25 protein-coding genes are annotated in these 19,655 nt (G+C 68.0%); 7 read left to right on the top strand and 18 right to left on the bottom strand.

Annotation, left to right across the window (positions count from 1 at the left end; translation table 11 throughout):
- Positions 1–94 precede the first annotated feature (94 nt).
- Entirely contained in the window at positions 95–1,582 is a 1,488-nt protein-coding gene (locus tag AC07NF_RS02685; protein WP_494631278.1) for a methyl-accepting chemotaxis protein, read from the top strand.
- Here the strand turns inward: AC07NF_RS02685 and AC07NF_RS02680 are convergent.
- From AC07NF_RS02680 to AC07NF_RS02610, 15 genes are all read right to left on the bottom strand, one after another.
- Positions 1,579–2,706 carry a serine hydrolase domain-containing protein gene (locus tag AC07NF_RS02680; RefSeq protein ID WP_494631280.1) on the bottom strand — a complete coding sequence of 376 codons (1,128 nt, stop codon included), beginning with the start codon at positions 2,704–2,706 and terminating at the stop codon, positions 1,579–1,581. The genes AC07NF_RS02685 and AC07NF_RS02680 overlap by 4 nt on opposite strands.
- Positions 2,707–2,769: 63 nt before the next feature.
- Positions 2,770–3,594 (bottom strand): hypothetical protein, encoded by an 825-nt coding sequence (locus AC07NF_RS02675; RefSeq protein WP_494631282.1) that lies wholly within the window; start codon positions 3,592–3,594, stop codon positions 2,770–2,772.
- Complete coding sequence (gene der / locus AC07NF_RS02670) at positions 3,594–5,354, bottom strand: ribosome biogenesis GTPase Der (protein WP_494631285.1); 1,761 nt, start codon at positions 5,352–5,354, stop codon at positions 3,594–3,596. The genes AC07NF_RS02675 and der overlap by 1 nt, the downstream gene beginning before the upstream one ends.
- A 131-nt stretch (positions 5,355–5,485) precedes the next feature.
- Positions 5,486–6,916 (bottom strand): PQQ-like beta-propeller repeat protein, encoded by a 1,431-nt coding sequence (locus AC07NF_RS02665; RefSeq protein WP_492811076.1) that lies wholly within the window; start codon positions 6,914–6,916, stop codon positions 5,486–5,488.
- On the bottom strand, positions 6,913–7,686 hold the full coding sequence (locus AC07NF_RS02660) for a tetratricopeptide repeat protein (protein ID WP_494631291.1): 774 nt from the start codon (positions 7,684–7,686) through the stop codon (positions 6,913–6,915). The genes AC07NF_RS02665 and AC07NF_RS02660 overlap by 4 nt, the downstream gene beginning before the upstream one ends.
- Before the next feature lie 151 nt (positions 7,687–7,837).
- Positions 7,838–8,665 carry a 3-methyl-2-oxobutanoate hydroxymethyltransferase gene (gene panB, locus AC07NF_RS02655; RefSeq protein WP_492811079.1) on the bottom strand — a complete coding sequence of 276 codons (828 nt, stop codon included), beginning with the start codon at positions 8,663–8,665 and terminating at the stop codon, positions 7,838–7,840.
- 75 nt (positions 8,666–8,740) lie between these two features.
- On the bottom strand, positions 8,741–9,124 hold the full coding sequence (locus AC07NF_RS02650) for a hypothetical protein (protein WP_492811080.1): 384 nt from the start codon (positions 9,122–9,124) through the stop codon (positions 8,741–8,743).
- Complete coding sequence (locus AC07NF_RS02645) at positions 9,117–9,707, bottom strand: RNA polymerase sigma factor (RefSeq protein WP_494631296.1); 591 nt, start codon at positions 9,705–9,707, stop codon at positions 9,117–9,119. The genes AC07NF_RS02650 and AC07NF_RS02645 overlap by 8 nt, the downstream gene beginning before the upstream one ends.
- A 21-nt stretch (positions 9,708–9,728) precedes the next feature.
- Positions 9,729–10,112, bottom strand: a complete 384-nt coding sequence (locus AC07NF_RS02640; RefSeq protein ID WP_492811084.1) for a DUF6249 domain-containing protein — start codon at positions 10,110–10,112, stop codon at positions 9,729–9,731.
- A gap of 113 nt (positions 10,113–10,225) precedes the next feature.
- Positions 10,226–10,534: a hypothetical protein gene (locus AC07NF_RS02635; RefSeq protein WP_492811086.1), complete on the bottom strand. Its 309-nt coding sequence runs from the start codon at positions 10,532–10,534 to the stop codon at positions 10,226–10,228.
- A gap of 57 nt (positions 10,535–10,591) precedes the next feature.
- Complete coding sequence (locus AC07NF_RS02630; RefSeq protein ID WP_494631301.1) at positions 10,592–11,122, bottom strand: RNA polymerase sigma factor; 531 nt, start codon at positions 11,120–11,122, stop codon at positions 10,592–10,594.
- On the bottom strand, positions 11,122–11,538 hold the full coding sequence (locus AC07NF_RS02625) for a hypothetical protein (protein ID WP_492811088.1): 417 nt from the start codon (positions 11,536–11,538) through the stop codon (positions 11,122–11,124). The genes AC07NF_RS02630 and AC07NF_RS02625 overlap by 1 nt, the downstream gene beginning before the upstream one ends.
- 12 nt (positions 11,539–11,550) lie before the next feature.
- The gene (locus tag AC07NF_RS02620; RefSeq protein ID WP_494631305.1) at positions 11,551–11,727 is read right to left on the bottom strand and encodes a hypothetical protein; all 177 of its coding nucleotides are present in this window, start codon (positions 11,725–11,727) and stop codon (positions 11,551–11,553) included.
- A gap of 47 nt (positions 11,728–11,774) precedes the next feature.
- The gene (locus tag AC07NF_RS02615; RefSeq protein ID WP_494631307.1) at positions 11,775–12,443 is read right to left on the bottom strand and encodes an HAD family hydrolase; all 669 of its coding nucleotides are present in this window, start codon (positions 12,441–12,443) and stop codon (positions 11,775–11,777) included.
- Positions 12,444–12,567: 124 nt separating this feature from the next.
- Positions 12,568–12,915: an ArsC family reductase gene (locus tag AC07NF_RS02610; protein WP_492811094.1), complete on the bottom strand. Its 348-nt coding sequence runs from the start codon at positions 12,913–12,915 to the stop codon at positions 12,568–12,570.
- A 120-nt stretch (positions 12,916–13,035) separates the two neighbouring features.
- On the opposite strand from AC07NF_RS02610, the gene AC07NF_RS02605 reads away from it, so the two are divergent.
- Together AC07NF_RS02605 and AC07NF_RS02600 are read left to right on the top strand one after the other, a co-directional pair.
- Entirely contained in the window at positions 13,036–13,389 is a 354-nt protein-coding gene (locus AC07NF_RS02605; protein ID WP_454716472.1) for an ArsR/SmtB family transcription factor, read from the top strand.
- A complete protein-coding gene (locus AC07NF_RS02600) occupies positions 13,386–13,871 on the top strand; it encodes an SRPBCC family protein (protein WP_492811096.1) in 486 nt (161 codons plus the stop codon). The genes AC07NF_RS02605 and AC07NF_RS02600 overlap by 4 nt, the downstream gene beginning before the upstream one ends.
- Here AC07NF_RS02600 and AC07NF_RS02595 read toward each other — a convergent pair.
- Both AC07NF_RS02595 and AC07NF_RS02590 read right to left on the bottom strand, forming a co-directional pair.
- A complete protein-coding gene (locus AC07NF_RS02595) occupies positions 13,859–14,530 on the bottom strand; it encodes a DNA alkylation repair protein (RefSeq protein ID WP_494631310.1) in 672 nt (223 codons plus the stop codon). The two genes, AC07NF_RS02600 and AC07NF_RS02595, sit on opposite strands and share 13 nt — an antisense overlap.
- Entirely contained in the window at positions 14,530–15,108 is a 579-nt protein-coding gene (locus AC07NF_RS02590; protein WP_494631311.1) for a 2'-5' RNA ligase family protein, read from the bottom strand. Before AC07NF_RS02590 ends, AC07NF_RS02595 begins: the two co-directional genes overlap by 1 nt.
- Positions 15,109–15,235: 127 nt before the next feature.
- On the opposite strand from AC07NF_RS02590, the gene AC07NF_RS02585 reads away from it, so the two are divergent.
- From AC07NF_RS02585 to AC07NF_RS02570, 4 genes are read left to right on the top strand one after another with little or no spacing between them, the layout of a single operon-like run.
- Entirely contained in the window at positions 15,236–15,619 is a 384-nt protein-coding gene (locus tag AC07NF_RS02585) for a BlaI/MecI/CopY family transcriptional regulator (protein WP_494631709.1), read from the top strand.
- Complete coding sequence (locus tag AC07NF_RS02580) at positions 15,609–17,060, top strand: M56 family metallopeptidase (protein ID WP_494631314.1); 1,452 nt, start codon at positions 15,609–15,611, stop codon at positions 17,058–17,060. The genes AC07NF_RS02585 and AC07NF_RS02580 overlap by 11 nt, the downstream gene beginning before the upstream one ends.
- A 43-nt stretch (positions 17,061–17,103) precedes the next feature.
- Positions 17,104–18,600: an FAD-dependent oxidoreductase gene (locus AC07NF_RS02575; RefSeq protein ID WP_494631318.1), complete on the top strand. Its 1,497-nt coding sequence runs from the start codon at positions 17,104–17,106 to the stop codon at positions 18,598–18,600.
- Positions 18,597–18,911 carry a hypothetical protein gene (locus tag AC07NF_RS02570; protein ID WP_494631319.1) on the top strand — a complete coding sequence of 105 codons (315 nt, stop codon included), beginning with the start codon at positions 18,597–18,599 and terminating at the stop codon, positions 18,909–18,911. The genes AC07NF_RS02575 and AC07NF_RS02570 overlap by 4 nt, the downstream gene beginning before the upstream one ends.
- On the opposite strand, the gene AC07NF_RS02565 is transcribed toward AC07NF_RS02570, so the two are convergent.
- Complete coding sequence (locus AC07NF_RS02565; protein WP_494631321.1) at positions 18,908–19,639, bottom strand: DoxX family protein; 732 nt, start codon at positions 19,637–19,639, stop codon at positions 18,908–18,910. The genes AC07NF_RS02570 and AC07NF_RS02565 overlap by 4 nt on opposite strands.
- Between the last annotated feature and the right edge of the window lie 16 nt (positions 19,640–19,655).

The following is a 19,655-nucleotide window of genomic DNA, read 5'->3' as shown; positions in this document are numbered from 1 at the left end:
GTTTTGCGACGACTTCGCAAATTAGCGTCTCATTAACCCCCTTGCCGCGACACGTTGCCGCACGGCAAAGACGCCGTTCCTTGGGACCCCGCAAATGGCGCTGTTCTCTCGCGGCCGTGACACCGGTGACACTGGCAAAATCTCCGACCTGGAGGGCATCGTCGCGGCGATCCAGCGCTCGCAGGCGGTCATCGAGTTCAATCTCGACGGCACGATCATCACTGCCAACGAGAACTTCCTGAAGACGCTGGGCTACAGCCTGTCGGAGATCCAGGGCCGCAAGCACAGCCTGTTCGTCGAGGCCTCCGAGGCCGGCAGCCCCGCCTATGGCGACTTCTGGCGCCGCCTGAACGCCGGCGAGTTCTTCGCCAGCAAGTACAAGCGCATCGGCAAGGGCGGTCGCGAGGTCTGGATCCAGGCCTCGTACAACCCGGTCTTCGACAAGACCGGCAAGCCCGTGAAGGTCATCAAGTTCGCCTCGGACATCACCGCGATCGAGACCGAGCGCGCCAGCAACGAAGCGGAGCGCGAAGAGGTCAAGGTCGAGCAGGACCACGTCGTCTCGGTGCTGGCAGACAGCCTGGGCCGCATGGCCCGCGGCGACCTGACCGCCCGCATCGAGGCCCGCTTCGACGGCCGTTACGCCCAGCTGAAGCAGGACTTCAACGCCGCCATCGACAGCCTGCGCGACGCCATGAGCGCGATCGCCGAGGCCGCCAGCGGCATGGAGAGCGGCGCCAACGAGATCGCCAGCGCCTCGAACGACCTGTCCAAGCGCACCGAGCAACAGGCCGCCAGCCTGGAAGAGACCGCCGCCGCCCTGGACGAGATCACCGCCACGGTGAAGCGCAGCGCCGACGGCGCCAAGCAGGCCTCGGCCGCCGCCTCGGCCGCCAGCACCGACGCCGACCGTTCGGGCACCGTCGTCGCCGAAGCCGTCGCCGCCATGGGCGAGATCGAGAAGTCCTCGGGCCAGATCACCCAGATCATCGGCGTGATCGACGAGATCGCCTTCCAGACCAACCTTCTGGCCTTGAACGCTGGTGTCGAAGCCGCCCGCGCCGGTGAAGCCGGTCGTGGCTTCGCGGTCGTCGCGCAGGAAGTCCGGGCCCTGGCTCAGCGCTCGGCCGACGCCGCCAAGGAGATCAAGACCCTGATCGCCAACTCGTCCTCGCAGGTCGAGCGCGGCGTGCGCCTGGTGGGCGACACCGGCACGGCGTTGAGCGGCATCGTCAGCAAGGTCGGCGAGATCAACAGCCTGATCCGCGAGATCGCCGAAAGCTCGCAGGAGCAGGCCACCGGCCTGAACCAGGTCAATGCCGCGGTGAACCAGATGGACCAGGTCACCCAGCAGAACGCCGCCATGGTCGAGCAGGCCAACACCTCGTCGGCCGCCCTGCGCGGCGAGGCCCAAGACCTGGCCCGCCAGGTCTCGCGCTTCCAGACCGGCGCCCATCATGCGCCCGCGCGTCGTCCCGAGCCGGTTCACGCTCGCGCTCCAGCCCCGCCGCGCGCTCGCGCGACTGCCCGTCCGGGCGGTTCGGCGGCCGTCGCGCCGGCCCAGGAGTGGGAAGAGTTCTAGTGGGAGGAGCGGACCTGCCTTAGCAGCAGGTTCGCCGTGGCCGCCGCCGAGCCGTCTCCGGTCAGGGCGGCGGCCACGATCACACCATCCTTGACCGAATACGCCACGACCGCGCTCGCGCCCGGTGTGCCGCCCAGATGGCCCAGCCACAGGCTCTTGGTCCCGTCCGCGTCCGGGACCTCCACGACCATAGCGCCCAGTCCGTAGAAGCTGCCGGCGTCGAACATCGGATAAAGCTTCCCGAACATCGCCTGCACGGTCTCCTGCTTCAGCAGTTTGCCGCCCAGCAGCGCCGCCCAGACCCGCGCAATGTCGCCCGCCGAGCCCACGGCGGGGCCCGCTGGACCAGCCCAGGCCGGCTCGATCGGGGCGTCCTTGACCGAGACCAGCTTGGCCACATCCTCGGCCTTGTCGACGTCCGCCAGCACGCGCAGCGACATCAGCCCCAGAGGCTTGATGATCCGCGTCTCGACGGAGGCCTGCCAGGGCTGACCGTCGGCTTCTTCGATGACCTTACCCAGCAAGGCGTAGCCGGTGTTGGAATAGCGCCAGCGCTCGCCGGGACACGAGAACGCCCCGTGGCGGGCGATGATCTTCACGTCCTCGTCCAGCGTGTGAGCGCGGTGCTCGGCTCTGGCCTTCAGGTCTTCGTTGGCGCTGAACAGGCCGCCGGTGTGGGCCAGCAAGTCGCGGATGGTCACCACGTCGCCATTGGGCACGCCGGCGACGTACTTGCCGATCGGGTCCTCCAGCTTCAGCTTGCCGGCCTCGACCAGTTGCAGGGTCACGATAGCGATCAGGCTCTTGCCCGCGCTGGCCCAGAACAGCATCGGCGGCTGGTCGCCGCTGTCGGTCTTCTCCCAAACGCCCTTGCCGGGGATGAGGATGGCGGCGGTCATGGCCGGCGCCTTGGTCGCGGCCTTGGCCTGCAGGAAGCCCGCCTCCAGTCGTGCGACGGTCTGCGGATCCAGCGCGGCCTTGGGGACCTCGGCCAACAGCTGCGGCGTGACCGGCGCATGCAGCGGCGAACCGGCATAGGTCACAGCGCTTTTACAGACCACGGGCTTGTAGTCGGCGGCAGCAGCCATCGCCGGCAGAGCCGCCAGCACGAACGCTAGCCCCATCCTCCGCATCGCCATCCTCCGGTTCAGCTTCAGAGGGCTAAACGCGTATGGCGAAGTTTAGGCTCAGGGCGTGGTCACAAGCTTCTGGGACATGACGAAGCGCGCCGTGGTCTTGCGGGACATGTCGCCGGGCGCGGTCAGGTCGCGGCCGCTGACACAGGTCGCCTGCAGGGCCAGGCCCGTGGTCTGGTCGATCAGGTAGTCGCAGCGGACCGTCACGACCAGATGGCCATCCGGACCGATCCGCCCCTCCTGGCGAGCGTCCAGGGTCACCTTGGCTCGCCCCTGCGCGTCCAGACCAGTGAAGGTTAGCGTGCGAGGAACGCCATTCGCGCCGGGCTGAAGCTGCGGCTTGCCCATGATCAGGGCCTGGCCCTGCGGCTCGGCCAGCAGCATCTGCGCGGGCATCAGCCCTTGCGCCGCCACTTCGGGCGTCAAACTCTCGAAAATACGTCGACGGCTGGGCGACAGGCCCGCATCGGCGCGATCCTCTTCCGAGGCCTTGGCCAACGGACCGGTCTCGAAGATGGCGGTCACTAAGGTCGGATAGTCTTCGATCGACTGCGGTGACATCCGCGCGTCCGCCCAGAAGCCGAGCTTGGCCGCCCGCGCGATCCAGTCGCCCGGATCGCCCGCGAACTGGCCCGACCGATCCCGCAAGGTCCGCGTCACGTGAACGCGGTCGCCGGCGGCATCCACGGTTTCGGTATAGCCGATCACGCCCGTCACCGTTCGCGTCTCCCCCAGGAAGACGTCGGTGTTGGTCTCCTCGACGCTCACGGCCAGGACCGCGCCTTTCGGCAACGTCAGGCGCTGCGGCAATGTCTGGGCGACGGCATGCCCGGACAGGACGGCCGCGAAGGCCAGGGCGATCGCGGCCTTCATCATCAGCGCTTCTTGCCCGGACCGGTATTGCCCCGCACCGTCCGCGCGCCCGACACCGGACGCTTGGGACCGGCCGCCTTGCCGCCGGCCGACTTGACGCCGACCTTGTAGCTGGGCGTGGTCGACACCTTCTTCTGGACCTTGGGGCCCAGCTTCTTGACCGACTTGACGGCGGCCTTGCCCGGTTCGGCCGGCGCGGCGCCCTCGACGGGAGCGGCGGCGAGCTTCGGCGCGGCCGGAGCCTTCTTCTTGACCGGCTTGGCCAAGCGCGGATCGGGCAGGCCTGCCTCGATCGCGGCCTTGGCGGCAGCTTCGTCGGCGATGCGCTTGGACTTCTTGACCGTATTGCGCGAGGCGCGGATGCGTTCCTCCTCGCGCTCGCGGCGTTCGAACTCGCGCTTGCCCCGGCCGCTATGGCCTTTGGCCTCGCCGTCGGCATAGGGGTTGGCGCCCGACTTGATGGTGATGCGCAGCGGCACCCCCGGCAGGTCGAAGCTCTCCCGCAGGCTGTTGATCAGATAGCGCCGATAGTGGTCGGGCATCTGATCGGCGCGGCTGGAGAACAGCACGAACGTCGGCGGACGGGCCTTGGTCTGGGCCATGTACTTCGGCTTCACGCGGCGCCCCGAAACGGCGGGCGGCGGGTGACGCTGCATGGCCATCTGCAGCCAGTCGTTCAGGTCGCGGGTCTTGACCTTGGTCGACCAGTCCTTGTGGATCTTCAACACGGCCGGCATCAGCTTGTTGACGCCGCTGCCGGTCTCACCCGACAGCGCCACCACCGGCGCGCCGCGCACCTGGGGCAGCATGCGCTCGGCGTGCTCGCGGAAGGCGGCCAGGGTCGCGGCCTGGTCCTCGATCAGGTCCCACTTGGCCAGCACGAACACCAGGGCGCGCCCTTCGCGCTCGGTCAGGTCGGCGATCTGCAGGTCCTGGATCTCGAACGGGTGGGTGGCGTCCATGACCAGCACCACGACTTCGGCGAAGGTGATGGCGCGGATGGTGTCCTGGGTGGAGAGCTTCTCCAGCTTCTCCTGCACCTTGGCCTTCTTGCGCAGGCCGGCGGTGTCGACCAGACGGACCTTCTTGTCGCCCCAGACCCAGTCGACCGAGATCGAGTCGCGCGTGATGCCGGCCTCGGGGCCGGTCAGCAGGCGCTGCTCGCCGATCAGGCGGTTGATCAGGGTGGACTTGCCCGCGTTCGGACGGCCGACGATGGCCAGCCGGATCGGCTTGTCCTCGTCGTCCTCGTCATCCGAGTACTGGTCCTCGGGAACGGCCTCCAGCATGGCGGCGTACAGCTCGGCCATGCCTTCGCCGTGCTCGCCTGAGATCGGGATCGGCTCGCCCAGGCCCAGCTTGTAGGCCTCGCCGATGCCCGACTGGCCGGCTTTGCCTTCGGCCTTGTTGGCGGCGATGATCACCGGCTTGCCGCGACGGCGCAGCAGGGTGGCGAAGACCTCGTCCAGCGGTGTCACGCCTTCGCGGGCGTCATAGATGAACAGCGAGAGGTCGGCTTCCTCGATCGCCAGCTCGGTCTGGGCGCGCATGCGCGCTTCCAGGCTCTCGTCGGCGACGTCCTCGAAGCCGGCGGTGTCGATCAGGTGCAGGTCCAGGTCGCCCAGGCGGCCGTCGGCGTAGCGGCGGTCACGAGTGACCCCCGGCTGGTCGTCGACGATGGCCAGCTTCTTGCCGGCCAGACGGTTGAACAGCGTGGACTTGCCCACATTGGGGCGGCCGACGATGGCGAGTTTCAAAGGCATAAGGCGTCCAGTAGTCGATTTTCACGTTTCCCGCAAAAGGCGCTGGAAAAGCGAAGGCCCGGGCCAGCTTTCGCGGACCCGGGCTCAAGAGCATTTCAAGTTGTGAGCGGGCCCCGAAAGACCCGTTTTGATCAACGAATGGCGACCAGATCGGCCTCGTCCGTGACCAGGTAGATGGTGTCGCCGACCGCGATCGGGTTGATCAGCACCGGAGCGCCGATCTTCAGGGTCTTTTCCTTGGCGCCGGTCTTGGCGTTCAGGGCCACGGCCTCGCCGTTGCTGGACACCGTGATCAGGCGGCCATTGGCCAGGATCGGCGTCGACCACAGGATCGGGTGCTTGGCGCGCTTCTTCTTCTGCTTCTTGGACAGGCTCTCGGTGTTGTTGAGATCCTGGATCCAGTAGACCGAGCCGTTCTCGCGCGAGACGCAGATCACCTGGCCAGCCTTGTCGACGACATAGACGACGTCGCCGGCGGCCCACGGGGTGGTGATGGCGGTGACCGGCAGGCTCCAGCGGGCCTGGCCCGTGCGCAAGTCGGTAGCGGCGAAGACGCCCGAGTGGCTGACGGCGAAGACGTCGCCCTTGTAGATCACCGGGCGGCCCGGGATGTCGCGGATTTCCGACAGCGCGTTGGTGCGGCTGGCGCGGCTCAGGGCCTCGCTCCACAGGTCGTTGCCGTTGGCGGCGCGCAGGGCCACCAGTTCGCCCGAGGCGAAGCCCGCCACGACGGTGTCGCCGCTGACGGCGGGGCTCGAGGCGGCCAGGATGCGGGCCGGTTCGCTCAGGGCCTGGTAGGTCCAGCCCGGCGCGCCGTTCTCGGTGGCGTAGGTCAGCAGTTCGTTGTCCGTCGAGACCACGAACACGCGGCCGTCGGCGACGGTCGGGGCGCTGTGGATCGGCGTAGAAGTCTGCTGGGTCCAGCCGATATTGCCGGTCGCGGCGTCGATCTGGGCCACGAAGCGGAAGCCCGAGGCGACGTACAGCTTACCGTCCGGACCGACGGCGACGCCGCCGCCGAAGCCCAGGCGATCGTTCTTCTTGGGGATCAGCCCCATGAAGCCGCCCTTGATGGTCGGGCCGGCGGCCGGACGCAGGTCCTTGCGCCAGATCTGCGAGCCCGACTTGGCGTCCAGCGCCACGACGTCGGCTTCACCGTCCATCACGTAGATGCGGCCATCGGCCGAGACCGGCGGCGCGGTGACGTGGAACGTCTTGCCGCCCTTCTTGCCGAAGCCCTTTTTCCAGGCGATCTGGAAGCCCTTGCCGGCGTCGACGTGCTCGATCGACTGCTCGGCGTTGCCGCCCGGCAGGCGCCATTCGGTCTGGGCGACCGGCTCTGGCAGGAAGAAGTCGGCGCCCTTCAGCGTCTCGTTGGCCTCGACCTTCTGGTCGAAGGCGATGATCGAGATGCGCTGGCCCTGGCTGGCCGTGGACTTGTTCTTGTCCTTGCCGCCGAAGGGATTGAGTTTCGAAGCCGTCGAGCAGCCGGTGATGGCCACGGACGCGGACATCAGCGCGACCAGGGCGACGGAACGCTTGGAGATCATCAGGCGGCTCATTGAGAGGCGTTGGGGCCGGCAGCGGCGGCGTTGGGCGCGAGACCGGCGGGCAGCTGACCCATCGGCGGCATCGGAGGCAGTTTGGCGGCGGCCTTCACGGCCGCGCCCAGTTCCTTGGCGGCGCCCGAGTCGATCAACTGCATGGCGGCCTGGGCGCGCTGGCGCACCTCTTCGGACGTGCTTGAGTCGAGCGAGTTGGCCAGGATGACGAAATCCGCGCGCGCGCCGGCCAGATCACCGGCCTGCAGCTTCGCGAACGCCAGGGCTTCCTTGGCGTACACGCGGTACGGACTCTTTTCCCCCGCCAACGGCGTCAACCTCGACTCGATGTCTTTCAACGAGGCGGTGTCCATCAGGGCGAAGGCGGATTTGAGGCGGGCCAGGTCACCCAGCAGAACATTCGGCGCGACCTTGGCGGCCTCGTCGAAATAGCCGACCGCCTCGGTCGTCTTGTTCTCTTCGACGCGGATGTCGCCCATCTGCAGCAGGGCCAGGGCCTTGTAGCCCTTGGAGCCGGTGTCGGCGACGGTCTTGAACTGGCCGAAAGCCTTGGCCGGACCTTGCTTCTGGGCGGTCTCCAGCGCGGCCTGATAGCCTTCCGAGGCCTTGTCGGCCTGGGTCGTCTGATACGAGGTCCAGCCCCAATAGCCGCCGACGCCGATCACCACGGCCGCCGTCGCCGCCGCCACCCAGGGCAGCGACTTCACCGCCAGGCTGCGATAGCGCTCCGACCGAAGCTGCTCTTCGACTTCGTCAAAAACATCGACCACGAAACGAGGCTCCGAAACGGGCGGCAGGCCCTTGGACGTCGCGCCAGAACTTAGGCGACGTCGCTGGTTTAAGACAGATTGTGGCTAGCGGAGGGCCGCTCGCCGAGGCGGCGAACCTATAGCGTGCCGCGCGTAGCCGCAACGAGCCCTTTTACGACTTCTTGGCGTAGTAGGTCTCGCCCTCGCCGGGGAAGCTGCGATCTTTCACGTCACGCGCGTAATCGGCGGCGGCGCGGGTGATTTCGGTCTTCAGGTCGGCGTAGCGGCGGACGAACTTCGGGGTCCAGTCGAACAGGCCCAGCATGTCGTCGGTGACCAGGATCTGGCCGTCGCAACCGGCGGAAGCGCCAATGCCGATGGTGGGCGCGTCGATGGCGGCCGTGATCTCGCGCGCCAGGCTCTCGGCCACGCCCTCGACCACCACGGCGAAGGCGCCGGCGTCAGCGGTGGCCTTGGCCTCCTCCAGAATCCGCTCGCGTTCGGCGGCGTCCTTGCCCTTGGCCTTGAAGCCGCCGTCGACCAGCACCGCCTGCGGGCGCAGGCCCACATGGCCCATGACCGGCACGCCACGCTGCGTGAGGTAGCGGATGGTGTCAGGCACCGTCGGGCCGCTCTCGACCTTCACGGCCTGGGCCCCGGTTTCCTTCATGATCCGCACGGCGTTGGCATAGGCCTCTTCCTGCGAGCCCTCGTACGAGCCGAAGGGCATGTCGATGACGACCATGGCCCGCCTGGAGCCGCGCATGACCGCCTGGCCGTGCAGGATCATCATCTCCAGGGTGACGCCGACGGTGTTGGGCAGGCCGTGGACGACCATGCCGACCGAATCCCCCACCAACAGCAGGTCGCAGGACTCGTCCAGGGCCGCCGCGACGGGTGCGGTGTAGGCGGTCAGGCAGACGACGGGCACGCCGCCCTTACGGCTGGCGATGTCGGGGGCGGCCAGACGGCGGACCGTCTCTTCACGATGGGCGGACACGGGCGAACCCTCCCTAGACGCATTTCGGGCGCCGTTTGTGGGCCGGATCGCGCCGCACCGCAACATGAACAGTGGTTACAGGTCCTCGACCGCCCGCGTCACCGCGAAGGCCAAAGCCAACACCGCCAAGCCCGCCGCCAGCCACATCGCCTCACCGCTGGCCGGAGCGCCCGTCAGCAGGCCGTTGAACTTGGCCACGCCAGCGTCGATCTCGGTCTGCAGGTTATGGCCGCTGTTGCGCGACAGCTGCGAGATCTCGCTGGAGAACCGGCTGCTGAGGATCTGGAACGCGGCGAACAGGCCAGCCGCCGTGCCCGCCAGGCCAATGAACAGCCGCCGCATCGCCCAGCCGCGATCCAGCTTGGACGCGACCTCGGCAGTGAACAGCGCCGCGTCCGGGAACGACGGCGTCTCGGCGAACAGGCGACTTAGTTGGGCTTCGAAATCGGGTTCAGCCATGGGCTTCCCTCCTCGTCCCTTCCTCTGGTCGGGCGAGTTTCGCCCGAAGTTTGTCCAAACCACGTTTGACATGGGATTTCACCGTGCCGATCGGGATGTTCAAGGCTTCGGCCGCCTCGGCGTGAGACCAGTCGGCCCCGTAGCAGAGGGAAACGCACAGGCGCTCCCCGCGAGACAGCGTCTTCAACGCCTCGTCCAGGTCGATCCGGCTGGCCGCGGCGCCGTCTCCGGACGCCTCGCGCACCGTGATCTCCTCGACCGGCTCCACATTGTCCGAGAAGATCAGCCGCGCCTCGCGCTTGACCTTCTTCAGATAGAGCCGCGCGGCGATCTTCTTGATCCAGCCGCCGAAGGCGCCCTCGCCGCGGAACTCCGCCACCTGTTCGAAACCGGTGATGAAGGCGTCCTGGGCCACGTCGTCAGCCGTGGCGCTGTCGGCGCCCAGGCGTCGGAGCAGCCCCCGCACGGCCGAACCGTGCCGGCGCACCAGCTCCCCGTAGGCCCTGCGATCGCCCGCCGCCGCGAGCGCGGCGAGTTCGACGTCGTGACCGGTAGGCGGGCGTTCCATGCCCATCGACTTCAAGCCCCTCCCAAGGCCTTCCGCTTAAACCCGCGGTTCCTTGTTGGGGTTGAAGAAGCTGAGAAGGATCAGCGCCAGGCCGATCATGCCGGGAATGAAGGCGATGCCCAGCATCGGATGGAATGCGTCGTGCTCCTCGAAGCCGATCATGGTCCCCAGACCCGCCAGGCCCAGGCCCACGGCCAGCCAAATGACACCCGAGCGCAGGTCGCGCAGCGCCGTGGCGGGCTGGCGGACGTCCTTGGTCATGGCGTCGATCAGCTCCTGCGGCAGCGCCTGGCCCTTGTCGATCGCCGAGCGGATCGTGGCCTGCATCTCCTTGCGCTCGCGGCTCTTCAGCCAGACGGGAACGATGCAGATGGCCGCGATCAGGCTGAAGAACGCGATCGGAACGAAAATGCCTTCCATGGCAGTGCTCTCCTAACGGGGTGACGACGCCCCCGCGCCGCCTTCACTGATAAGAGGCGTTCACGACCTCGTTTGGAGGCGCCCGCCCGCATGAAACTTTCGTAAGGCTGATTTCAGCCCGCCGACAAGCCCAGGCGACGCCAGACGCCGGGGCCGCCAGCCATCACCACCGCCGCGACAAAGGCCAGCATGGCGGCGGTCGGCGCCAGGCTGGGCGCGATCGCCGAGACCGCCGCGTTCAGCGCCGGCGCGCAGGCCCACAGCACCAGGGCGCTCGCCCCTGCCCCGATCACGATCGTCTTCAGCTGATCCAGGAACGCCTGTTGCTCGACCCGCTTCATCACCTCGGCGGTGAAGATGTCGGCGCGGCTCTGCTTGGGGGTTTCACCCAGGAAGGCCGAGAGTTGATCGTCCAGGTTCATTGCGAACCTCCCTTGAGCATTTCTTCGAAATGCTCCCGTTTTTCCTGACGAGCCCTCTTATCCGATCCGATCGGATCGGGAAGGCTGTAGCACCGCCAGCAGCCGCTCGCGGCCGCGGGTAACATGCGATTTGACCGTGCCCAGCGGAAGCCCCAGGGCCTGCGAGACTTCGGCGTGCGACCAGCCCTGGCCCAGGCACAGGGTGACGCAGGCCCGCTGATCCTCCGGAAGCGTCGCCAGGGCCGCTTCGAGGGCCATGCGATCCTCGGCCCCGACCTCGGCGGCGGTCTCCAGTTCCTGCTCGCCCCGCCAGGCCTCGTCGCGGGCGGCCGCGCGCTGGGCGCCGCGTCGCTGCGACAGGGCCTTCTTCCAGGCCACGCCGTAGAGCCAGGCCCGAAAGCCCTCGTCCTCGCGCAGCTTGGGCAGCCCCGCCCAGGCCGCCACGAAGGCCTCCTGAGCGATATCGTCGGCGTCGATCCAGCCGCTCTTGCGCAGGAAGCCCCGCAACGGCTTTTCATGGATCGCCACCAGTCGGGCGAAAGCAGCCTGGGATCCCGCGCGCGCCTGCCTGACGAGCGCGGCGTCCATCAGATGGTCGGGCCCTTCTGATCCAGGATCACCTGCACCAGGGTCGCGGCGCACAGCGCGCCCAGCACGAAGGCCACGATCACGAAGGCCTCGCCCGCGCCGTACATGTCGGTGGCGGCGGCGACCGCGAAACCGCTGGCCAGCAAGCCAAACAGCACCACCTGGTACCAGCTGCGCTCGCGGCGGCGGCGATAGCGCGGACGCTCGTCGTCATAGTCGTCGTCGCGATGCAGGCGGCGGCTGATCTTGTTCAGCAGCTCGGCCGGCGGCTCGCGGCCGGAGGCGACATAGGTCTTGATCAGGTCCAGGGCCTCGCGGCGGGCGCGATAGTCCAGCCAGGTGCGGAAAGCGCCCAGCAGCATGAACCCCACCGGGAAGATCAACCACCAGAACTGCCAGAAGAATTCCTCACGCATCTCAAGCTTCCCCTAGAGCAGACGGTTGATCAGGGCGGCGGGCGGCTCGCGGCCGGCGGCGGCCAGCTCGCGCAGCACCTGGGCCGCGTCGCGGCGGGCGCAGTAGTCCAGCCAAGACCGGAAGACCCGAAGCGCCATGAAGCCCAGCGGGAACATCAGCCACCAGAAGTGCCAGAACAGATTGTCCATCGGTCGATCCCTTCGATCAGCGGCGCGATCTCTCGCGCTTTCGAAGGTTAGTCGCCGCCGACCGCCGCGTTGGATGCGCCGACGTACGAAATAATTTCGGACATCGTGCTGAACGACACCGTGGGCTGGTGCTGGGCCAGGATCGAGGGCTTGGCGTAGCCCCAGTTGACGGCGCCGCAGTCCAGGCCCACCGCGCGGGCGGCCTCGATGTCGCGGGTCTCGTCGCCGATGCAGATGATCTTGTCGCGGGACACGCCCTGGCGGGTCACCTGCTTGAACTTGCGGGCCTTGCCAAACAGCGACGCGCCACAGGCGTACAGGCTGATCAGGTTGCCCAGCTCCTCGCCTAGCACCCGGCGGATCACCGCCTCGCTGTTGGAGCTGACCACCGCGATCTTCACGCCCGCCTCGTTCAGGGCGCGCAGCATCCGAGCAGTCTCGGGGAACAGCGGGATCGTGTGGGCGTCGGCGGCCATCAGCTTCTTGCCGGCGCGCGCGATCAGCGGAAGCTTCCAGGGCGAGACGCCCAGATAACGGATGACCTCGCGCGTGCTGCGGCCGCGCAGCATCTCGATCTCATCGTCGGTGACGGTCTTGAAGCCATATCGGCGCGCCATCGGATTGACGGCTCGCATCATCCACGCCGCGCTGTCGGCCAGCGTGCCGTCGAAGTCGAAGATGACCAGCTCGTACCGCGAGATGGCGAACTCCCCCACGCGCCTATGCCCCCACTTGAGTCCGTTTCAACCGGACGCTCCGTCCAGTGATAGACTGATCCCCCGCAAGTTGTCGTCTTAAACTTCGCTTAGAAGGCGACGAAACGCGTGGACAATTCGCGGTTTAGCTTACAGCAGCCTCATAGATATCGGGCTTGAAGCCGACCAGGCGCTTGTCGCCCAGGTCCAGGACTGGACGCTTGATCATCGACGGCTGGGCCAGCATCAGGCCGATGGCCTTGTCGGCGTCCAGGTTCTGCTTGTCGGCCTCGTCCAGCTTGCGGAAGGTCGTGCCGGCGCGGTTCAGGATCACCTCCCAGCCGTGCTCCTTGACCCAGCCCTCCAGGGTGGCGCGATCGATGCCGGCGGTCTTGTAGTCGTGGAAGGCGTAGGCGTGGCCACGATCTTCCAGCCATTTGCGGGCCTTGGCGACGGTGTCGCAGTTCTTGATGCCGTACATCGTGGCGGTCATGGCGGGGCCTCCTGAGGGCCAGCGAATCCGCGCCCTCTCCCTGCCCTAGCCGAGCCAACCGCTTGACGGCTAGCGCGATCGAATCCATAACCACCTCATTACATAACGAGTACGTTATAAATGAGCCTCGCCGCCGCCCGCCTCGACACCACCTTCGCCGCCCTGGCCGACCCGACCCGTCGCGCGATCATCGCCCGGCTGGCCCAGGGTCCGGCCTCGGTCGGCGAACTGGCCCAGCCGTTCGCCATGAGCCAGCCGGCCATCTCGCGTCACCTCAAGGTGCTGGAGACCGCCGGCCTGATCTCGGGCGGCAAGGACGCCCAGCGCCGGCCCCGCCGGCTGGAGGCCCAGCCGCTGGCCGAGGCCACCGCCTTCCTGGAGGCCTTCCGCGCCTTCTGGGAAACCCGCTTCACCGAACTCGACCAGGTCCTGGAGGACCTCAAAGCCCAGACCAAAGAAGGAGACGCCCCATGAGCAAACTAACCGTCGTCCAGTCCGGCGACCGCGACCTGATCGTCACCCGCGTGTTCAACGCGCCCCGCGACCTGGTCTTCCGAGCCCTGGCCGAGCCGGCCCTGGTGCAGCGCTGGATGCTGGGCCCGCCCGGCTGGACCATGCCCGTCTGCGAGATCGACCTGCGGCCCGGCGGCAAGTTCCGCTACGTCTGGCGCAACACCGAAGGCGTCGACATGGGCATGGGCGGCGTCTACCTCGAAGTCGAGGCCCCTGCCCGCACCGTCCACGAAGAGATCTTCGACGAAGACTGGACCGGCGGCCGCACGCGGATCACCACCCTGCTGGCCGAGGTCGGCGGCATCACCACCATGACCATGACGATCGAATACGCCTCGCCCGAGGGCCGCGCCGGGGCCCTGGCGACGCCGATGCTGGACGGCATGGAGTCGGGCTATGGCCTGCTCGATACGCTGCTGGAGGAAATGGCTCAGCCGGCCTGAGCCTTGCGGCTCAGCTGACGCAGGGCGTCCTTGCCGTTCCAGCGGGCCGTCGCATCCGGGCTCGCCGCCAGTCGCGCGGCGCAGTCCAGGGCGGCGGCCTTCAGGACCGGGCTCTTGCGTACGCCGATGGCCCGCAGCGCCCAGTTGACGCCCTTCTTGACGAAGTTCCGAGGATCCGTGGCCGCAGCTTCGATCAGCGGCAGGCGCTCCAGAAACACTTCGTCCGGCAGTTCCTTGCGATGCAGGGCCACGCTGGCCAGCAGGGCGAAGGCGGCGCGCTTGTCGAACTCACCTTCCAGCGTCGCCCACTGGTCGATCTTGTCCAGGGCGTGGGACGTTCGGTCGAAGAGGTCGAAACACAGGGTGTCGGTCACCGCCCAGCTGTCGAACTCGGCGCGCCAGGCGTCCATCTGCTCGGGCGTGACCAGCTTAGGGTCATCGACCATGCCGGCCAGCAGCCGGGCCTCGTACCAGCGGGTGTCCCACAGGGCCTGGGCCAGGGCGTGGTCGCGACCCAACCGCTTGGAGAGCTTGCGCAGTTCACCGACCGGGACGCCGAAGGCCTTCTCATAGGTGATCGCGAAGCCGGCCATGCGCTCGCGGTAACCGTCGTCGCCGAGCGCTTCCAGTTCCTGGAGGACCTCGGCGGCGGTCGTCATCAGCCCAGGCTCCACTCGGCCAGGACGATATGCTGGGTCTGGCCCAGCTTGCTCTGCACCAGCACGAAGCGGTCCACCGTCCAACGGATGGGTGCGATCGCCTGCTCGGGCACGACCTGGCCGTCGTAGAGCAGCGTGATGTGCGGCAGGAACTGCTTGTCGGGCTTCAGGGCCGCGCCGGCCATCTTCAGGCCCAGCGCCTTCTGGAAGTCGATCAGGGCCGCGACACCCTCCCCGCCTTGCAGGGTGAAGGGGTTGTTCCCCGGCCGGTTGGCGAAGCTGACGGCCTTGTCGAACACCACCTCGAACGGCGCGGCCGAGAGCGCTTCGCCGGCCATCTTGCCCTTGGCCACCATGTCATTGGGCAGGCCGACATAGTCGCCCAGGTGATGCAGGGTGATGTGGAAACGGTCGGTCGACAGCGGCTGGCCGCGCAGGCCCAAGCTCTCCTTAAGCCGGCGGGCTTCCCGCGCGATCTGCTCGGCGGTCTGGGCGTCCGGATACAGCAGGAACATCAGCCGGTCGGTCGGCGTCGGCGGGTCGAAGCCCGGCAGGCCCATCTGCAACGTCTCGGCCATCCGGCTCCCTCCTTGGTCGCCGCCAGGATTACGCCGCTTCGGCCTTCCGGCAAACGCTGCATTACATTTCGTTTACGTGCGTAATCGTTGGCTTGACGCGATCGTTTACGTGCGTAATCGTCAGAGCATGGATACGAACCCGCACCGCATCAGCGCCGCCGAGAGCGAAGTCATGAAGGTCCTGTGGGCCGACAGCCCCAAGGCCGCCGAGGACGTCACGGCGATCCTGGCCAAGGACCAGGGCTGGGCCGAGGGCACGGTGAAGACCCTGCTCAACCGCCTGCTGAACAAGGGCGCGGTCGCCGCCGACAAGGAGGGCCGCCGCTTCCTGTACCGCCCGCTGATCGGCCGCGACGACTATGTCGACACCGAGAGCCAGGGTCTGCTGGACCGCCTGTTCGACGGCCGCCTGGCGCCCTTGGTCAGCCATTTCTCCAAGCGCGAGAAGCTGGCCCCAGAGGATGTCGCCCAACTGCGCCGCCTGCTGGAGAAGCTCGACGATGGCCAGTGAGATCTTTCCCTTCCTGCTGAGGGCCAATCTGGCCCTGGCGGCGGCCGTGCTGCTGGTGCTGGTCCTGCGCAAGCCGGTCCGGGCCGCGTTCGGCGCTCGCAGCGCCTATGCGCTGTGGCTGGTCGTCCCGTTGTCGATCCTGGCCCTGCTGATCCCGGCGCGGACGATCACCCTGCCCGCGCCTGTCGCAACCAAGCCTGCCGCTGTAGCGCAGACCCCCGCTGCGACGGCGCAGGCTCCTGAACCCGTTTCCCCGCAGACGCGGATCCTCCCCATCGCCGAGATCACCCTGGGCCTCTGGCTTACCGTCACCTTGGCTGCCCTCACCATCCAGGCCGAGCGCCAACGGCGTTTCGTGCGCTCGCTGGGCAAGCTCAGCGCCGAGGGCGGCCTCTTCTGGTCAGACCGTCCCGGCGTCGGCCCAGCCGTGATCGGCGCCCTGGCGCCGCGCGTGGTGCTGCCCGCCGATTTCGCGGCCCGGTTCTCGCCCGAGGAACAGGCCTTGATCCTGGCGCACGAGCAGAACCACCTGGCCGTCGGCGACGCCCAGATCAACGCCGCCGTCACGGCCTTGCAGTGCCTCTTCTGGTTCAACCCGCTGATCCATGTCGGCGCGGCCGTGTTGCGCATCGACCAGGAGATCGCCTGCGACGCCGCCGTGCTGGCCCGTCACCCCAAGACCCGCCGGACCTATGGCGAAGCCATGCTGAAGACCCAGCTGGCTCACAGCGCCCCGCCGCTGGGCTGTCATTGGCCCGCCTCCGCCAACAAACAACTGAAGGAGCGTTTCACCTTGCTCGCCCACCATCACGCCAATCGCCGCCGCCACCTGGCCGGGGCCGCCGCCGTCGCCATCCTCAGCCTGTCGGCCGGGGTCGCCGCCTGGGCCGCCCAGCCGGCTCAGGTCGTCCAGCAATCGCCGGAACAGGCCAAGCGCGCCGTTGCCCGCCATCTGAGCCAACCGTTGTTCGACGCCGTCCGCTCTGGCGACACCGCGGCTGTCCGCGAGCTGATCGACCTGGGCGCCAACGCCAATGCCGTCCTGCCCGGCGACGGCTCCCCGCTGATCGAGGCTGCCCGCCACGGTCGCATGGACCTGGTGCAGATGCTGCTGGCGGCCGGCGCCGATCCGAACCTGCCGGTGCGCGGCGACGGCGCCCCGCTGATCCAGGCCTCGCTGTCGGGCAATCTCGAGATCGTCCGCCTGCTGGTGGAACGCGGCGCCGATGTCGAGATCTTCGTGCCCAATGACGAGACCCCGCTGATCAACGCCGCCCAGGCTGGCAACCTGACCATCGTCAAATATCTGATCGAACGCGGCGCCGACGTGAACCGCGAAGTGCCGGCCAATGGCGGAACGCGCTCGCCCTTGAGCGAAGCCAAGCGCAACGGCCGCCTCGACGTCGTCGCCTACCTCAAGAGCCGGGGCGCGCGCTCTTAAGCGCGCCCGAACTTCCCCAACAAAATCAGCGAGTTTCAAAACGATGGCGATCATCGACGCCCGGACTCTGCCTGACGCCAGCCCGATCGAGGCCGACCTCGTGATCATCGGCGGCGGTCTGGCCGGCATCGCCCTGGCCAAGGAACTGGCTGGCGGCCCGCTGAAGGTCGTGATCCTGGAGAGCGGCGGCCTGGAGATCGACATGGAGAACCAGGCCCTCTACGCCGGCTCGGGCGTCCAGACGGCGCCGGGCAATCCCGACCGGCCGTTCGACGAGTATCCGATCCAGTCCCGGGTTCGCGCCCTGGGCGGCTCGGGCCTGGTCTGGGGCGGCAAGTGCGCCCCGCTGGACCCGGCCGACTTCGCCGAACGCGCCTGGATTCCGCATAGCGGCTGGCCAGTCACGCGAGAACAGATGCAGCCCTACTACGACCGGGCCTGCGACCTGCTGGAGATCCCGCGCTTTCCGCTGGAGCGGAAGGCCTCGGCCGAGCCCGCACTGCAACCGCTGGCGCTGGACCCCAGCGACGGCTTCTTCCCGGCCCCGCGCGAGTTCTCAAAGTTCTCGGGCGGAACCAACAAGGCCGCCTTTGACGCCTTCCGCACCCAGTTCGCCGAGGCCGCCAACATCACCGTCTATCTGCACGCCAATGTCGTGAAGGTCCGACGAGAGAGCGACAAGGTCGTCGGTCTGGACATCGCCTGCCTGGACGGAAAGCGCCACACAGCCAAGGCGGCCCGCTACGTGCTAGCCACCGGCGGCATCGAGAACGTCCGGCTGCTGCTGGCCTCCGACGGCCTGGGCAATCGCCAGGATCTGGTCGGGCGCTTCTTCCAAGGCCACGTGACCTATTCCAACGATGGCGACGCCGGGAACGAAGGCACGGCCCTGGCCGTCTCCCGCGCCGAACCGCTGGAGCTCTACGCACCGACCAAACGGATGGCGGCGCACTGTGTGATCGGCTCCGGCCTGAAGGCCCAGACGCGGATGAAGACCGGCAACTTCACCGCCACCTTGTTCCGGGCCGACGTCCCCGATCCTGACAGCAAGACCATCGCCAAGGCCAATGTCCGTCAGGGCGACGGCCAACTGCTCGGCTATTTCGCCATGACCGAGCACTTCCCCAATCCCGACAGCCGCGTGACCCTGGATCCGGACCACAAGGACGCCTTGGGCATGCCGCGCGTGCGGCTGACCTGGACCTATGGTGAGAAAGACTATGTCGACCTCGAGCGCTCGATCACCGGCCTCTCCGCCGCCCTGGGCGCGTCGGGCGAAGGCCGGATGTGCTGGGCGATCCCGCGCGACAAGCTCTTGGCCATCTCCAGCGCCTCTCGCCACCACATGGGCACGACGCGGATGCACGTCGATCCCAAGAAGGGCGTCGTCGATGCGGATCTGCGCCTGCACGAGGCCAGGAACCTCTATGTCGCCGGCAGCTCGGTGTTCCCCACCTCCGGCATCGCCAACCCGACCCTGACCATCCTGGCGCTGGTCATGCGCCTGGCTGACCACCTCAAGAGCGAGACCGTCCAATGACCAGCCGCCGCGACCTGCTGGCCGCCCTCTTCGCGCTGGCCGCCACGCCGGCCCTGGCCCGCACGCCAGACGGCCTCGATCCTGCCGCCGTGCGCCGGATCGGTGAGGCCTGGCGCAAACAGCATCCGACCACCTCCATCCGTGAACTGACGAAGAGACTTTTACCCGCCGGACGCGGCCCCGACGCCCTGCCCGCCTTGCGCGCCCAGGCGGTTGCCGACTTCCGCAAGGGCGCAGTGTTCAGCTATCGCGGCTGGCGGTTGTCGGACACCGAAGGCGCGCTGTTCGCCCTGCTATCGCTGGAGGGCTAGTCCTCGACGTTCAGCCGCCACAGGGCGAAGGCCGCGCCGGTCAGGGTCAGGGCCACCGAGGTCATGGTCCATTCCATGCGGCTGGCCGGCTCAGCGATGATGCGCGGGATGTGCAGCAGCACCACGAAGCTGGCCATCATGCCGGTGATCGCGGGACCAGCAGCCTTCAGTCCGCGATTGGACAGGAAGGCCAGCCCCGCCAGCACGTGCCCAGCCCCGGTCGCCGCCGCCCAGCCGGTCGGCCAAGGCAGCCAGGCCGGGACCATCTGGGCCGTGAACTTCAGATAGACGAAGTGCGACAGGCCAAAGACCAGCAGGCACAGCCCGAACGCGATGCGGGTCGAAAAAGCCAGGCGGCGTCGCAAGTCTCCCCCGAGGGATAGCGCGAGGAGCGCGACGCCGCCCGCCGACATCGTCGCGCTCTCGGCCAGGCCCAGCCATTCGGCGACCGAGCCAGGTTGCGCGACCACGCGGGGGCCATGGAGCAAGACGGCCCAAAGACCGAAGAAGATCGCCAGGAGCAGCCGGCCGCCCTTCGCCAGGCGCGGCAGCACCGCCGCGAGGGCCGCGGCGGCCATCGCGACGGCGGAGGCGGAGGCCAGCACGGACCGGAGAGGAACGTTGTCCGGCACGGGCTGCCACTGGAAGGCGAAGTCGCTTGAGATCAGCCCCAGCACGCCCAGCAGAAACGCGCCCAGCGCATACGGAACCGCTTTCCCCGACACCATCACCTGCTCCGACTCC

It is taken from the genome of Caulobacter sp. GW821-FHT10A06 (assembly GCF_059415805.1).
This window is presented reverse-complemented; position numbering and strand designations above follow the sequence as displayed.